Annotated in this window: 8 protein-coding genes and 1 tRNA gene; 6 read left to right on the forward strand and 3 right to left on the reverse strand. The window is 39.4% G+C overall.

What is annotated here, in order from left to right; all coding sequences use genetic code 11:
• Positions 1–368 precede the first annotated feature (368 nt).
• From BTN98_RS13290 to BTN98_RS13305, 4 genes are all read left to right on the forward strand, one after another.
• Positions 369–683, forward strand: a complete 315-nt coding sequence (locus BTN98_RS13290) for a hypothetical protein (RefSeq protein WP_060997159.1) — start codon at positions 369–371, stop codon at positions 681–683.
• Positions 673–7,521, forward strand: coding sequence for a GEVED domain-containing protein (locus BTN98_RS13295; RefSeq protein WP_231730627.1), 6,849 nt, complete (start codon positions 673–675; stop codon positions 7,519–7,521). Before BTN98_RS13290 ends, BTN98_RS13295 begins: the two co-directional genes overlap by 11 nt.
• A 206-nt stretch (positions 7,522–7,727) precedes the next feature.
• The gene (locus BTN98_RS13300) at positions 7,728–8,759 is read left to right on the forward strand and encodes an extracellular solute-binding protein (RefSeq protein WP_060997157.1); all 1,032 of its coding nucleotides are present in this window, start codon (positions 7,728–7,730) and stop codon (positions 8,757–8,759) included.
• Positions 8,759–9,802 (forward strand): histone deacetylase family protein, encoded by a 1,044-nt coding sequence (locus BTN98_RS13305; protein ID WP_060997156.1) that lies wholly within the window; start codon positions 8,759–8,761, stop codon positions 9,800–9,802. Before BTN98_RS13300 ends, BTN98_RS13305 begins: the two co-directional genes overlap by 1 nt.
• Before the next feature lie 64 nt (positions 9,803–9,866).
• Here the strand turns inward: BTN98_RS13305 and BTN98_RS13310 are convergent, their stop codons facing one another.
• Both BTN98_RS13310 and BTN98_RS13315 read right to left on the reverse strand, forming a co-directional pair.
• Positions 9,867–10,751 (reverse strand): DMT family transporter, encoded by an 885-nt coding sequence (locus BTN98_RS13310; protein ID WP_060997155.1) that lies wholly within the window; start codon positions 10,749–10,751, stop codon positions 9,867–9,869.
• Positions 10,752–10,879: 128 nt separating this feature from the next.
• Complete coding sequence (locus BTN98_RS13315) at positions 10,880–11,587, reverse strand: SDR family oxidoreductase (RefSeq protein ID WP_060997154.1); 708 nt, start codon at positions 11,585–11,587, stop codon at positions 10,880–10,882.
• A 205-nt stretch (positions 11,588–11,792) separates the two neighbouring features.
• On the opposite strand from BTN98_RS13315, the gene BTN98_RS13320 reads away from it, so the two are divergent.
• Together BTN98_RS13320 and BTN98_RS13325 are read left to right on the forward strand one after the other, a co-directional pair.
• Positions 11,793–11,883, forward strand: a tRNA-Ser gene (locus tag BTN98_RS13320).
• 407 nt (positions 11,884–12,290) lie between these two features.
• Positions 12,291–12,884: a hypothetical protein gene (locus BTN98_RS13325; protein ID WP_060997153.1), complete on the forward strand. Its 594-nt coding sequence runs from the start codon at positions 12,291–12,293 to the stop codon at positions 12,882–12,884.
• A 321-nt stretch (positions 12,885–13,205) separates the two neighbouring features.
• Here BTN98_RS13325 and BTN98_RS13330 read toward each other — a convergent pair whose 3' ends face one another.
• Positions 13,206–14,636, reverse strand: a complete 1,431-nt coding sequence (locus BTN98_RS13330; protein ID WP_060997152.1) for a sodium-dependent transporter — start codon at positions 14,634–14,636, stop codon at positions 13,206–13,208.
• Positions 14,637–15,153: the final 517 nt, after the last annotated feature.

A 15,153-nucleotide genomic window follows, 5' to 3' on the forward strand; every position in this document is an offset into this window, starting at 1 on the left:
TAAAACAAGAGGTGCTAAATACAGTTGTATTAGCACCTTTTTATTATGCGTTATTTTTGTATCTATATTGCGAAGCAATCTGAAAAACTTGAAATAAATTGCATTATTAAAATATGTCTTTTTTTGTTCTCTTTATAAAACACGCCAATTGATTTAATTATATTTAAATTTCAATTAGCTATAATGTAGTGTCAGGTTAAATATAATTTATTTAGTATTGAATGTTCGATAAATAGTTTGTTTTTTAGCAAAATTTTGTGAGTGGTGGTTATTATTTTAATACAAAAATTCTAACTATATTAAAAAAAATAATAATTAAGTTGGTCTTATTCATGCATAACTTCACTTAGGTTCTATGAGGTGACTTCATGCATAAGATTATTAGTGCTGTATTATTACTTATAATTATATATGGTAATAATTGGTTTAGTGATAAACAGCCGATAGCTAATCGGTTAGTGGTTGTTGATCAAGATATTGTGTCAGATCCTTTCTTCTTTAATCATATAGAATCTTATCAAGTAATTAATTCATTAGATGATTTTATCTTTCATCTCAACCATACCTCTTACTTTAAAACAATCGATCTCTTTTCCCACAGGCAATCAGGTGAACTTCGTTTGGGTCAAGATATTAGGAGTGCAATAGTATTTAATGGAGGAATTAATTCGTATGCTTACTAAAAATATAACACTTATCATTCTTTTATTAAGTTCTACATTTTTATTTAGCCAGAAAAGTTTTTCTGCTGAAGGGGTGGGGCTAGTATATCAAAGTAATTTACTTGCCATTGGTGGTATGGGGGGATCGCCATTCCCAGTTAAAAACTGCCCAAGCGGCCAACTAATGACAGGATTTGACTTCAATAACGGAAATTCGGGTGCCAGTCTTGATGGAAGATCCCTAAGAGGCCGTTGCTCTACAGTTAATGTCTCAGGTGGTGTGGCTACGTTAACATACTCAGGCAACACACCTTGGGGGGGGCCATTATCAGGGACATTATACTCACAGGATTGTCCAGCAAATCAAGCTGTTGTTGGTGTCGATGCACAAACAACGACGTGGCCTGTAATGGGATGGTTTCGTCTATATTGTGGTTCTGTTTCATTTAATAATGCGACTAATCGATTAGAAATTGCAGCAGCACCCGCTTCTCCATCAACGGGTCAAATAGGACCTAATCATGCGTATGGTGGAACATATTATAATCGTGTTGTTGCTCCTGCAGGCCAAGCATTAGCAGGCTTTGATGGCCGTTCTGGCGGCGCATTAGATTTAGTAACGTTTAAAGCATATTCTTTTGTTCAAGGTAGCTTAACGTTGAACGCTGTTGTGAATCCAGGAGGTAGTGCGGTTCCTGGTGACTTCACATTAATCGCGACAGATAGTGGAAATACCGCCGCAAACTTTAGTTCAGGTAATACGAGAGCGATGACGCCAAGCTCGTATACATTAAGTTGGGGGGGGCCAGCTGGCTATATACTAAATAATCTCAGTTGTGCGACGACATTTACATTAAATAATGGTGACGATGTTACTTGTACTTATACATTTGATCCACCTCCTTCTATTTCAGGTTTTGTTTTTAATGATGATGGCAGCGGAGGGGGTACATCGGCCAATGGTGTCAAAGATGGCAGTGAGGCTGGTCTGGGAATAACAGTTCCAGTTGTGGCTTATGATTCAACGTCTGGACAGTGTTATGCTACTAATGCAGATCCGACAACAGGTGCCTATTCAATATCACTTCCAGCGACAGGCACATATAAAGTTTATGAAGCGATAAATGAAACCAATATTGCTTCTCCTACATGTCCTCCGACACAATCTACGGTTGATCCTGTTACAGGAACAAGCGGTGGTGGTACGGTAGGCGACCCCTCTTCACATATATCATCAACATCGAATATCGTCACCGTTACTGCCGGCGTGGTAAGCAATGTGAACTTCGGCGATATTGTTATTAATAATACCTTCCCGACTTGTGATACTAATGCGTATTTAACCAAAGGTACACCTCGAAAATTGTATCAGGTGAATCTTGTAACAGCATCTGAAACCCAATTAGGTTCGTCACATTCTCCTTCATATAATGGTATTGGCTACAGTGTGGCGCAAAATATATTATGGGGAGTGTATCCAACTGGCGGTTCAACAAATTCTGATATTGTTGCTTTTGATCGTCTTCATCAACGTATTTTAAAATTGAATGTGCCTGAGATTAATGGGATCAGTTTTCCAGCAGGTGATGTGACAGATGACGATATTCTTGTACTCGTATCAGGGGGAACAGATGGACGGCGTTTTTATTTTATAGATGTAAACCCTAACTCTGAAACATACGGACAATATTTAGGGCGTTCTGCTCAAACCAATATTTCTCTGGGTGATATTGCTATTCACCCACTTGATACCTCAACGGCGTGGGGGGTAACAGGTAATAAAAAGCTATATAAATTCGATTTAACCATTGATCGATCTACCAATATTTATAGTGTTGCCGTTACCAATGTTGGTCAAAGCAATATGACAACAACTAGTGCGGTTGGCGCTGTATATTTCGACAATGTGGGCTTCATGTATGCCTCAAATAATAATACTGGTGCGTTGTGGCGATTTGATCTTTCAAATTTATCAGCCCCGTCATCAACGCTAGTTGATGCAACGTTTTTAACCAATGGTCAATCCGCAAGTGGAAACGATGGCGCACGTTGTCGTTATGCGCCTGTTCCGACAGACTTTGCTGATTCACTCAATACATACGGTACCGATTTAACTAGTAATGGGCCACGGCATCAAACGGATATTGGTTTACCTTACCTAGGCAGTAATTCTCCTGACAATGAAAATGATGGACAACCTACAACAATCGCTGATGGGGATGATAACAATGGTCTAACCCCCGATGATGAGGATGGATTTGTTCAGCCATCAATAACAACAATCTTATCTGGTGGTAGTACGCTGCCCCTGTCAGTACCTGTTGTATCGTCAGGCAATGATAACCTTTATGGTTGGATTGATTTCGATAACAGTGGCACCTTTGAAGCAGATGAAAGGGCATCGGTGATGGTTACGGCATCAGGCAATAGCATATTGAATTTCACAGTACCTGCTGATATTGAAATCCAAGATACCTTTGTACGTTTACGTGTTTGTTCCAGTGGTGAAAGTTGTGATACGCCATTAGGCAGTTCAGGTGATGGTGAAGTTGAAGATCATGCCATTTCGCTTAAACCGGCAGGTGATTTATCCCTAACTTTAGAGCTAGAACCTGGGGTGAATGTTACTTTAGGCATCCCGTTTAATGTTGTCGTTAATGTTGCTAATGCAGGTACGACGATAGCGTTAAATACCAAAGTAACTTTACCTATTCCTGCTGGATACAGTTTTGTTCGTGCTTATGAAGGCGATGGCGTTACGCTAACATCAATCTATGATTCAAGCACTGGTGAACTTGATATCGGTGCTGTTGGACTTGGCTTTAATGACTATGCGGTGATCCGTTTGGCGCCACAATCTGCAACTGCGCCAGCAATTCATGCTGAAATTATTCAAGCAGCGATTAATGATATTGATTCAACCCCTAATAATGGTTTTGGTAATGGCGAAGATGATACCGATGTGGTCACACCTAATATTACCAATATCGTGCAACCTAATATTTGTGAAGCGCCAGTTGTCTATGAAGGCGGTGATGCGTATTTATCGGCTAATGGCGAATATGTTGTTACCGAAGCGCAAACTAATCAGCAAGGGTATTTATGGAGCTACGATTACATTGATTTAAACCAACCAATGTATGCTGAATTAGCCGTGTATTTAGGTGATAGAACTTGTAATACCGGTTGTCCTAACGGTATTGAAAGCGGTGCTGATGGCATGACTTTTGTGCTTTCTGCAGACTCGCGTGATTTAAATGCCGTTGGCTCTTTTGGTGGTAGGCTCGGTGTTGGTGATATTTTGGGTGCAACACCTGTATCGCCATCAGTCGTGTTTGAATTTGATACCTTTGATAATACCTTTATTGGTGCAACCGATGATGCTATCGGCGGACAATATATTGATCACACAGGTGTTTATTTAAATGGTGATGTTTACACACCAAGCGCTGCCAATACCTTAATTGCAGCAACGTCTGTTGCTGGTGGCGAGTTAGAAGATGGGCGTTACCATATCGCGCAATTTGAATGGGATCCAACCACCAATCAATTTACCTATTACATGGATGGCGTCATGATTGGCCAGTTTGCGCGAGATATTCGCACCGACATTGGTAATAACATGGTGCGGTTTGGTTTTACGGGTAGTACTGGAGATGGCTATAACCTTCAAAAAGGTTGTTTTACCGATGCGCCAAATGTTCTAGGGTCTGATTTTGGTGATGCTATTGATACGACTTCAGGCACCGCCATCAACGATTATACTACTCAATATGACCACAATGGTGCTCACCATGTGCAGGTAGACAGTGATGACAATGGCTTCATTGACTTACGATTAGGTAACCTATGGGATGCTGATCTTGGTGATCTGCAAAATATTCATGCCACCGCTGATGGCAATCATAATATTGCTGATGAAGATGGTGTTACTGTGCCATTTATTGCCAATAAAGGCCAAAACGTAGCGATAAATATCACTGTTGTTGAAGATGGTGCGCGTTTGGGAACCGGACAACGTCTTTACGGCTGGTTAGACCTAAACCTTGATGGTGATTGGGATGATTCAGGGGAACAAATCATTAGTGATGCAAGTGCGAATATCGGTAACAATAATTACAATGTGCTGATCCCTAATAGTGCGGTTGTTGGTTATAGCTACCTGCGTATTCGCCTATGCAGTGATGTTGATTGTAATAGCCCTACTGGACGTGCCAATGATGGTGAGGTTGAAGACTATCGCATATTAATTTCTGATTTAGTGGCGAATAATCAGTGTGATAGTATTTTACAAACCATTCGTCCAGTAAGTAGTAGTTCTTATACTTACACTTCATTAGATGTGCCAAGTAATCCGGTTACATTCTCTAATATTATTGATCCGGTTGCGATCACGAATCAGACTAATATTGCCAATTTGAACGCTATCGGTTTTAACCGTGTTGATGGATTAATTTACGGTACCTTTACTGATATGTCTCAAGCTGAGCGTATTCATCATTTATTTGTAACAGATAAAACAGGTACCAGCTTTATTGATTTAGGGGAAATACGTGCTGAGTCTTCAGCCACTATTCGTCGCCTTCAAGATGGTGAAACTTTTGGCTTTAGTGCTGGGGATTCCCTGCGTAATAGTGGCTATTCAACCACATCCTCCACATCAGTAACATTAAGTGCGCCAACCGCTGGTGATGTGACCATAGATGGTAACCATTTAATTATTTGGCGCACCTCTTGGGACTCTTTAGTGAAAGTTAACCTAGCAACACAGACTTTTACCGCCATACCATTAAGCATTGGTGTAATGGGAGGCTCTATTGGTGGCGGACCGATTAATGTTGGTGCTGATTTAGCCATTAGTAGTCAATCTGGACAGGGTTACGTTCTCGATTTAGACGGTGACATGCTTTATAAACTTGATTTAACAACCGGCGCAGTAACATCGCAGCCATTAACATACTTTGGTGCTGAGCCAACGCTCGATCTCAACCTCAAGCTACAAGCTGGCGCATTAGTGATGGATAATGGGATAAGTTTGTATGCCATTACCAATGGTGGTAATCACGATAGCGATAATAATGGCACCATTGATCTCAATGATCATGCTGTGGTTTATCGAGTTAACGTGATCACCAATGAAGTTGAGTATGTGACGGCATCTGATCGAGGCAGTTTACAAGGTAATGATGGTGCTGGGTGTTACGATTCTACCGATTATGGTGATGCTGCTGATACATATGGTGAAGCCAGTCATGCTTACTGGGACAGTGCTGTTGATGGTAGTGCTGATCTTTACTTAGGTAACCGTTGGGATCCAGAATTCGGGCAGTGGTTCACTGCAGATGCATCAGGGGATGACACGAATGGTCAAAATGATGAAGACCTAACTATTCCTAATCAGATCGTGGTTGAAACAAGCACCAATCTAGCTCTTGATGTTGTAGGTAGCGGTTTTGTGAGTATCTGGGTTGATTTAAACAAAAATGGTGTCTTTACCGATACCAATGAGTTTCTTATTAATGATGAGCCAGTTGTAACGGGGATCAATAATATTGCGATCACGTTAGATGCTGCCAGTGCAGAGGGATTTAATGGTTATACCGTGATGCGAGTGCGGTTATGTTCAGCTATCAATAGCTGTAATACATTCTCAGGTTCAGCGTCTAACGGTGAGGTTGAAGATCATTGGTTTGAGTTACTTAATCGCATTGTGCTCAATGGTTTAGTTTTTGAAGATAATGGTGTTGGTGGAGCAAACGCTGCTCATGATGGTATTCAAGAAGGAACTGAAGTTGGGTTAGGCAATTTTACGGTTACAGTGACGCTAAACGACACAGGGGTAACGGGCTACAACAGCGGAGATGTTATAGCAACAGAAGTAACCTCGGGTGACGGCCGCTATAAGTTTGTCCTTGGGGTCGATTTCTCAACCAAAGATCTGTTGCTTGATGTGGTGAAACAAGCAGAGTGGATTGATATTAGTGAAGCCGATGTGAGCAGTATTCCACAAGCATCCAGTGTCAGTGTAACTGACAGTCAAATAGCCATTAACGCTAACGCAGGGGATGAAGTCTTTGGTCTTAATTTTGGTAAAGTTAAAGAGCCAAGAATGGAACCTGATAACTTCCATGACGTGACACCGGGCAAATCAGTTCTCTTTCCACATAAATTTACAGCTGCCACCGCGGGTAGTGTCGCTTTTTCTATCATCAATTTAAGTGCATCTCCAGCAAATAACAGTTGGAACTCCGTGTTGTATCGTGATAACGACTGTAATGGCATTATTGATGGTGCGGATACTCAAATTACTGCGCCTATTGCGGTTATTGGTAATAGTGCGGTGTGTTTATTAAGTAAAGTGTTTGTACCGAGCAATGTGCCTATGAATGGCCAGTATCATTACGATATTGAGGCCAATATGGCGTTCTCCGATAGCACAAATACTGGCCATGGCATCACGCGATCTGTATTAGATAAAGATACCGTAAGAGCAACCTTTAGTGGTGCTGGTGAGTTAACGCTTAGTAAAACAGTCCGAAATATCACTCAAAATGGTGCGATAATAACCAGCAATGATGCGCAACCAGGTGATGTGCTGGAGTATGTTGTTAGTTTTAGTAATACCAGTAACGCACCAATAACTGATGTGAAAGTATTTGATAATACACCGATATTTACCCTACTGGAACAACCTGTACTGTGCAGTAATAGCTTAATGCCAGCTTCATTAATATGTAACGTTGTGACAAAAGATGGCACAAATATGGCTGGATATGAAGGTAATATAACTTGGGAATTAAGTGGTAGTTTAGCGGGTGGAGAGTCTGGGTTTGTAGTTTATAGAGTTACTATTCAATGATTTAATTTATATTGAGAGGGTGTTGTTGCAGCGTTTAATGTCGGTTTGTCGCGACAGATTGGTTGTGGTGATATCATCGTCATGTGCGAAAATGTATAGCTGTAGCATTTGCATACAATTTCTAAATTACTGACTAAAAATATTTATGGTATTGTCAATAATCAAAGCTTATATCGAGCTTTATATGAATATTGGTAATAGGTGAAATGTTTAAAAAGAATCTACTTGCATCGCTTTTACTTAGTTCTTTCGTTGCCCAACCAGCCTTCGCTGATACCACATTAAATATTTATAATTGGTCAGAGTATCTGCCTGCAGAACTACTGACACAATTTACTAAAGAAACTGATATCAAGGTTAACTATTCAACGTTTGAAAGTAATGAAACGATGTATACCAAGCTCAAAATGATCGACGGTAAAGGGTATGATTTAGTTTTTCCATCAACCTACTATGTTTCTAAAATGGCTGATGAAGGCTTATTAGCTAAACTGGATCATAGCAAAATCACCGCTTTTGCTCAGTTAGATAGCACGATTTTAAATCAGCCATTTGATCCAAATAACCAATATTCTATTCCTTATTTGTGGGGTAGTACTGCATTAGGTTACGACAGTGATATTGTTGATGCTAAACAAATCACTCAGTGGAAAGATTTATGGAAACCAGAGTTTAAAGGCAGTGTATTATTAACTGACGATCCGCGTGATGTGTTTGGTATGGCGCTGATCATGAATGGTCATAGTGTTAATAGCCGTAATGAAGCTGAAATTAAGCAAGCTTATCAAACCCTGAAAAGTTTAAAGCCAAATGTGGCATTGTTTAATTCAGATGCACCGCATATTCCCTACATTGCTGGTGAAGTATCTGTTGGTATGCAATGGAATGGTACAGCAGTGCGCGCAGCAAATGAAAATCCAGCACTTAAATTTGCGTACCCACAAGAAGGTACTATCTTCTGGATGGATAATATGGTCATTCCAGCAGCGAGTGAGCAAAAAGATGCGGCATATCAATTCATTAATTTCTTATTGAAGCCAGAAAACCAAGCCAAAATTGTGACTGAAATTGGTTACGCGACCCCTAATTTGGCCGCATTAAACACTCTCCCTGACAATATTCGTAATAGTGATATTATTTTCCCAACCAAAGCGATTAAGCAACAAGGTCAATTTTTGGCTGATGTTGGTGAAGCGACAGCTATTTATCAGCGCTATTGGATGGAGTTGAAGAAATAATGAAAGTTATCTACACGGAAAAACAACGTTTACATCATGTACGTTTTGAATTTTTAAATGGTGAAGCAACGTCATGTTTTGAAAAACCAGAGCGTGCTGACATGGTGCTTAATGCACTTAATAGTCATGGTGGTTTTACGATGGTGGAGCCTAATAGCTACGGTGATGCACCGATGCGTTGGGTACATACGGATGATTACGTTGATTTTCTAGCAAGTTGTTGGGATCAATGGGTTGAAGCGTTTGGTGATGTGCATGATGCCTCACCATACTGTTTTGCACCTGCCCGCCATTTACGTAACCGTATTCCAAAAGATATCGAAGGACGTTTAGGTTATTACAGTTTCGATATGACAGCTGCGATCACTGCGGGTTCTTGGAAAGCCATTGTTGCTGCTACAGAATGTGCATTAACAGGGGTAGATTTAATCAAACAAGGCGAGCATGCTGCGTTTGCGTTATGTCGACCACCAGGTCACCATGCTGCGCCAGATTTAATGGGCGGCTATTGTTACGCAAATAATGCCGCAATTGCAGCGGAAAGCTTTATTCGCCAAGGGGCAAAGCGCGTAGCAGTATTAGATATTGATTATCACCACGGTAATGGTACTCAGAGTATTTTCTATGATCGTAGCGATGTATTATTCGCATCGATTCATGGTGATCCAGATTACGATTATCCGCATTATCTTGGCTTTGCTGATGAAGAGGGTGAAGGTGAAGGCCTTGGCTTTAATCTCAATTTGCCGTTACCGCTTAATACAACCGATTGGTCAGTGTATGAGCCTGCTTTAGTAACTGCATTGGCTCGTATTGCAGAATATCAGCCACAAGCATTAATTATTTCATTAGGTATGGATACTTTTGCAGACGATCCGATCAGTTATTTTAAGTTGCTACGTAATGATTATACAAAGATCGGCTGGATGATTGGTTTATTAAATATTCCAACATTATTTGTATTTGAAGGTGGCTATGCGGTGGATGACTTAGGTCATAATACGGTAGCAGTGCTTGATGGTTTCAATAAAGCGTTAGCATAATTGCTTATTAGGCAGTAAAGCGAAAATGGATATAAGCGATAGCCTAATGGTTATCGCTTTTTTATTATTCATTAACCGCAATCGCTTGAATTGAATCTTTTTTATGCTGTTTTGATTCAACTTTGGCTAACCATAATAGTGGCGCTATGATCATCACTGTTCCCATTAAGGTGGTGATATCAGGCACTTCATTAAACAATAAATAGCCCACGATCACCGCACCAATTAATCCACTGTATTCCGCACTGGCTATTTTATTACTTTCAGCAGCACGGTAAGCGACGACACACGTTGCCGCATATACCAAAATTAATGCACTTGAGCCTGATGCTGTAATTAGTGGCGACCAGTCCCAGGGTTTATTTTCCCATAGTGCTAACGCCAGTGATGCTGGCATACCGATTAAATTAGTCAGCAATAAGGTCTGAGCAACACTCTGCTCGGTCGGGAGTTTTCGAATAAAAAGGTTATTAACAGCAATGGTAAAGGCAACCACTAATGCACCAAAAGCAGCCCAACTAATGTCGGTTGGGCGTACAATAACTAACACACCCGCAAAGCCAATAATACCTGCGGCGACAGAATAACGGGTTAGCTTTTCACCATACATCACCATGGCGAGCGGAAGCATGATCAAGGGGGCAGCATAGAAAATAGCGTTCGCAGTGGCCAGCGGCAGTGTGCTTAATGAGATCACCATAAATACTGCACCTAATAACCATACATGTGCGCGTACACAATGCCATTTTAAGCCAATTAAAAAGCTTTGTTTGGTCGCACGTAAACAAAAAGGCAGTAAGATGATCACCGCTGACAATTGGCGAAAAAATACAAACTGAAATACAGCCGCATCTTTACCCATGGTTTTAATTAAAGCATCAGAAAGCACTGCCACTAAATTACCAATAATTAAAATGGTCATTGCAAAGCCAACAGAACGGTTTTTCATTATACCTACCGAAATAAATAGGAGCGAACAGCACGAATAAATCAGCATGTTATTATGAATTTAGCGTGAAGTATAATAATATAATATGGTTTGATGTTGATGTTGATGTTGATGTCGCTAGTGGATCTTTACCAAGCAATGGTGTCGCCGCTATAACTTAAAAATTGACCGCTATTTTTAGGGGTTAACGTCGATAAAATATTTAATAAACATAGCGCAGTATATTGTGGTGTAAATAGTTTATGTGAAGCAACATTGCGCTGAAAAGGTTGAGAAAGAGCGCTGTCAGTAGTACCAGGATGAAAAGCAACTACACAGCAGAAAGGCAATTTTGTTTGCCATTCAATACTGATGGTTTTAATTGCCATATTTAATGCCGCTTTAGAGCTACGATAGCTGATCCAGCCACCTAATTTATTATCCTCAATACTGCCGACTTTGGCTGATACCGTGACAAAATAACTGCGCGGTGAAGTTTTTAATGATGCCATAAAGTGCTTAGCAAGTAACAATGTCGGTATGGTATTTGTTTGAATATTGGTTTGGAAAAAATCGACATCAAACTGTTGAATTGATTTTTCAGGTAAATGATCAGCAGTATGGAGCATGCCAGCGGTATTGATCAGCACATCAAGTTGGGTTAATTGGGCTGCAAGCTTAGCAATATCTGCTTCAATAGTAATATCCAGCGCATGCCAATGTAATTGTGGATGTTGATAGTCGGGCTGGTGGCGAAAATATGTCGCATGGATGTGCGTGTGGGGTTTAAGCTGTAATAACTGCTTGATAACTGCAAGTCCAATAGCTCCAGAGCCTCCAACAATTAGTGCTTTCATTATCTCCTCCTTGAAATTGTGTCATTAGCTATTCAACGTGGTTTACCAGTGATCATTAAGTAGCATTATAGCGCACCAATTAAAAGGTTGGATCTATGATAAAACATACAATGACACTCAAAGGCGCGTGATAATCGTGCGATTAAATTCCATATAGGAATAAATGCTTTACATCAAATACTGTCCTCTATATTATACGCCGCATGGAGAGATGGCTGAGTGGTTGAAAGCACCGGTCTTGAAAACCGGCATACGTTTATAGCGTATCTAGGGTTCAAATCCCTATCTCTCCGCCATACATTAAAAAGCCGCTATTTATAGCGGCTTTTTTACGTTTGAACAAAATGGTTTATCATTCTATTCCATTTTCCCCGCGGTAATTGCTAGCTCGAAGTGTTCCAAGGAAACATGGAAGGAAATATTGGACACCCATAATTCTTTGCTTAGATACTGTCATTCACTCAGCCTAATATCCATGATCTACTCAACGTATGATCGAGCCTAAAAAACACCAGTGAACTGTTTTAATTTTTAAAGTAAAGATATGGCTGTCCTATGTTTTTCTATGTTTTTTTGAATGAGATCTTGCTCACGTAATGTCACTAATTATGACGATGACGGGTATTTTCTGTTTAATATGTTATATCTTATGACTACTATTAATGGTGTTAGCCTTTATTACTCAATGGAAGATAAAATATAAATGGAAGACAAAATTCAGTATTTTACACTTGAAGAGCTTTTTAGTGATTTTGAGAAACATTGTACTCGCGTTGAATATATGGATATGTTAAGTGTTACTGCTGATGCTCATATAAAACAAATGTTTATGGTTGGCTGTGAGGTAATCAATCCTGAAAGTGAGTGTTTATTATCAATTACGGATAACAACTATATAGCGCCAACTAAACAGCAAGTTCAATGTGTTGTAAATTATTTAGTTGAAACCCTTGGAGTATCTAAAACAGAGATATCGATTCAACTAGGGGTAACAGCAAAAGGTAATAGAACCCTTAATAGCTGGCTTGGTAGTAATCGCGATCAGCAAATACCGTATACGGCTTGGCGGAAGTTACTGTCGTTAGCTGGATTATCAATTGATTTAATGGTGTTATCAGAACGAACACAATCAATACTAGCTAAAGAGGCTAAGCAATTAACGGTTGCTGAAAATAATGGTAGTGAATTAGCATTATTACAGGAAGCTTATAACGTTCTCGATCATGGAACAGCGGATGAACGGTTACATTGTTTAAATAAGTTAGAGCAGTATTTCAAGGAATTGAGAGCAATCTAATTAAATATAAACCGAGTCTTGGCTCGGTTTATAACAATAATTATGATGACGATGATTAATTAATACTTTGTCTTGCTTCAATACTGCCATGGGTCTGAATCGTAGTACCTTGAGATCCTGCACAGCCAGTTACAACCATTCCTAATAAGATAAATGCAATAATATTCTTCATTGATAATCCTTTATGAGCATAATATAAATGATTAGCAGAGTGTACCTGTAACCACAAATGGCAACAAGGATCTAAAAAATGACTTATTTAAACAATAAAAAAAGCCGCTGATAATAATCAGCGGCAAGAGGATTATATGTTTATGATCGTTAGAGCTTCTTTGAGAAAATACCGCACAGGCCAATGATAATTAAACCAAGGATCATAATCTCACCTTTATTACTATCAAAGCCTGCTTTAACGCCAGCAATAGCAACAATTGCGATAGCCACTGGAATGATATATTTGATCAACATATACCACACATTGAACAGTGGGAATGAAACCTTGCCGTCATTCGTGATTTCTTTTTTCAATTCACTGCGATCTAAACGCCAGCCAGCAAATAAACATACCAACATACCACCAATGGCAAGGAAGATTTTATCGGTTAACAAATCAAAAATATCAAAAGCACCGGTATGGAACAGAGTTGGACCAAATCCACCAATAGATAAAGACGCTAAGATACACAGTAATGCCATTACACCACTGGCTGTTAGTACTGCAGTTATACGACTAAAGCCTTTTTCATCAATTAAGTAAGCAACAACAACTTCAAGTAATGATACTGACGATGTGAGTGCTGCCACACTTAGTCCGATAAAGAATAAAATAGCGAGTACTAAGCCAATTTCACCCATTTCGGCAAACAGTTGTGGTACTACGACAAACACTAAACCTGGGCCCGCTGATGGTTCCATACCAAAAGCAAACATGGCAGGGAACATTGCGATACCAGCAAGTAGGGCGACACTTGTATCCATTGCGGTAACCATTGCTGTTGTTTGTACTAGGTTTTCTTGTTTACGTAGGTAACTACCATAAGTAAGCATACAGCCCATACCAAGGCTTAATGAGAAGAACGCTTGTCCTAATGCAGCTAATACAACGGAACTATCAATTTTTGAAAAATCGGGCTTAAATAAGAACTCTAATCCTGCCATTGCACCAGGTAACATTAATCCTTTGATTGATACAATAATTAAAATGATAAATAACAGTGGCATTAACACTTTACCGGCTTTCTCAATACCGCCAGAGACACCGCGCATAACTACTAAAATATTAAAGAAGAGATATAGTCCCATCCAAAATAGAGGTTGCAGAGGGTTAGCAATAAATCCGCTAAAACTGTCACCAATCGCGTCGGGTTGACTTAATAGTCCGGTAGAGACTTTATAGATATAGGCAATGGCCCAGCCTCCGACTACAGGGTAGAAGCCCATGATTAATAGCCCACTAAGTACGCCTAGAATACCGACAAAAGTCCAGCGACGATCTGTTATTTTAAATGCTCCTACTGCTGATAGTCCTGTTTTTCGGCCAACAGCAAATTCTGTCAGCATCACACTAAAGCCAATCACGATAACAAATAACAGATATATAGAAACGAATGCACCGCCGCCATTCTCACCTGCGGTGTAAGGGAATTTCCAAATGTTACCTAAACCTACAGCAGATCCTGCTGCCGCCATTACGAAGCCAATCTTTGAACTCCATGTTCCTCGATTTGGGGTTGTTGATGATGTTGTATCCATACGTAATCCTGTGTTTATAAATAAAAGCGTTTGATTTTTAATAGATAATATATTTACAGCGCATAATTATTTAAGAGAATAAAATAAAGGTTTAATATTTGTACGTGTAAAGATATATAAATGTTAAATATATTAACTACTTTTTATCATGTATTTAATGGCTTTTAAATGAAAAATTACATTAAGATAGACTCTAACAATAGTGTTTTATCATGAAGTGATAATAAATATATTTATTAATCAGTGTGTTGAGTTGTTATTTGGGGGGGAGTATAAGTAGCATAAAATGCTAAAGTGTTAGTTATGCTGTTTTATATATATTTATGAGGATATAAGGTAGGTATGTTGTCATCATTATAGTTGTAATAACGGTTACTTGTGATGGAAGTGTATAATTGATGCTTTATTGATCTTATTTTGGTTGTTTTTAGTATGTATTGGTTGATAAAAATGCAGTTGGTGATTTTTTGAATATTATTACTTTACAGCCACCGTTCTCGACTATATTATTCACGGT

Origin of the sequence: Photobacterium aquimaris (genome assembly GCF_002954455.1) — a bacterium.
GTDB classification, from domain to species: domain Bacteria; phylum Pseudomonadota; class Gammaproteobacteria; order Enterobacterales; family Vibrionaceae; genus Photobacterium; species Photobacterium aquimaris.

Bases quoted from the DNA above. Each gene is read 5' to 3' on its own strand.
- BTN98_RS13290 (WP_060997159.1), top strand. From the start codon at position 369: ATGCATAAGATTATTAGTGCTGTATTATTACTTATAATTATATATGGT.
- BTN98_RS13295 (WP_231730627.1), top strand. From the start codon at position 673: ATGCTTACTAAAAATATAACACTTATCATTCTTTTATTAAGTTCTACA.
- BTN98_RS13300 (WP_060997157.1), top strand. From the start codon at position 7,728: ATGTTTAAAAAGAATCTACTTGCATCGCTTTTACTTAGTTCTTTCGTT.
- BTN98_RS13305 (WP_060997156.1), top strand. From the start codon at position 8,759: ATGAAAGTTATCTACACGGAAAAACAACGTTTACATCATGTACGTTTT.
- BTN98_RS13310 (WP_060997155.1), bottom strand. From the start codon at position 10,751: ATGAAAAACCGTTCTGTTGGCTTTGCAATGACCATTTTAATTATTGGT.
- BTN98_RS13315 (WP_060997154.1), bottom strand. From the start codon at position 11,587: ATGAAAGCACTAATTGTTGGAGGCTCTGGAGCTATTGGACTTGCAGTT.
- BTN98_RS13325 (WP_060997153.1), top strand. From the start codon at position 12,291: ATGGAAGACAAAATTCAGTATTTTACACTTGAAGAGCTTTTTAGTGAT.
- BTN98_RS13330 (WP_060997152.1), bottom strand. From the start codon at position 14,636: ATGGATACAACATCATCAACAACCCCAAATCGAGGAACATGGAGTTCA.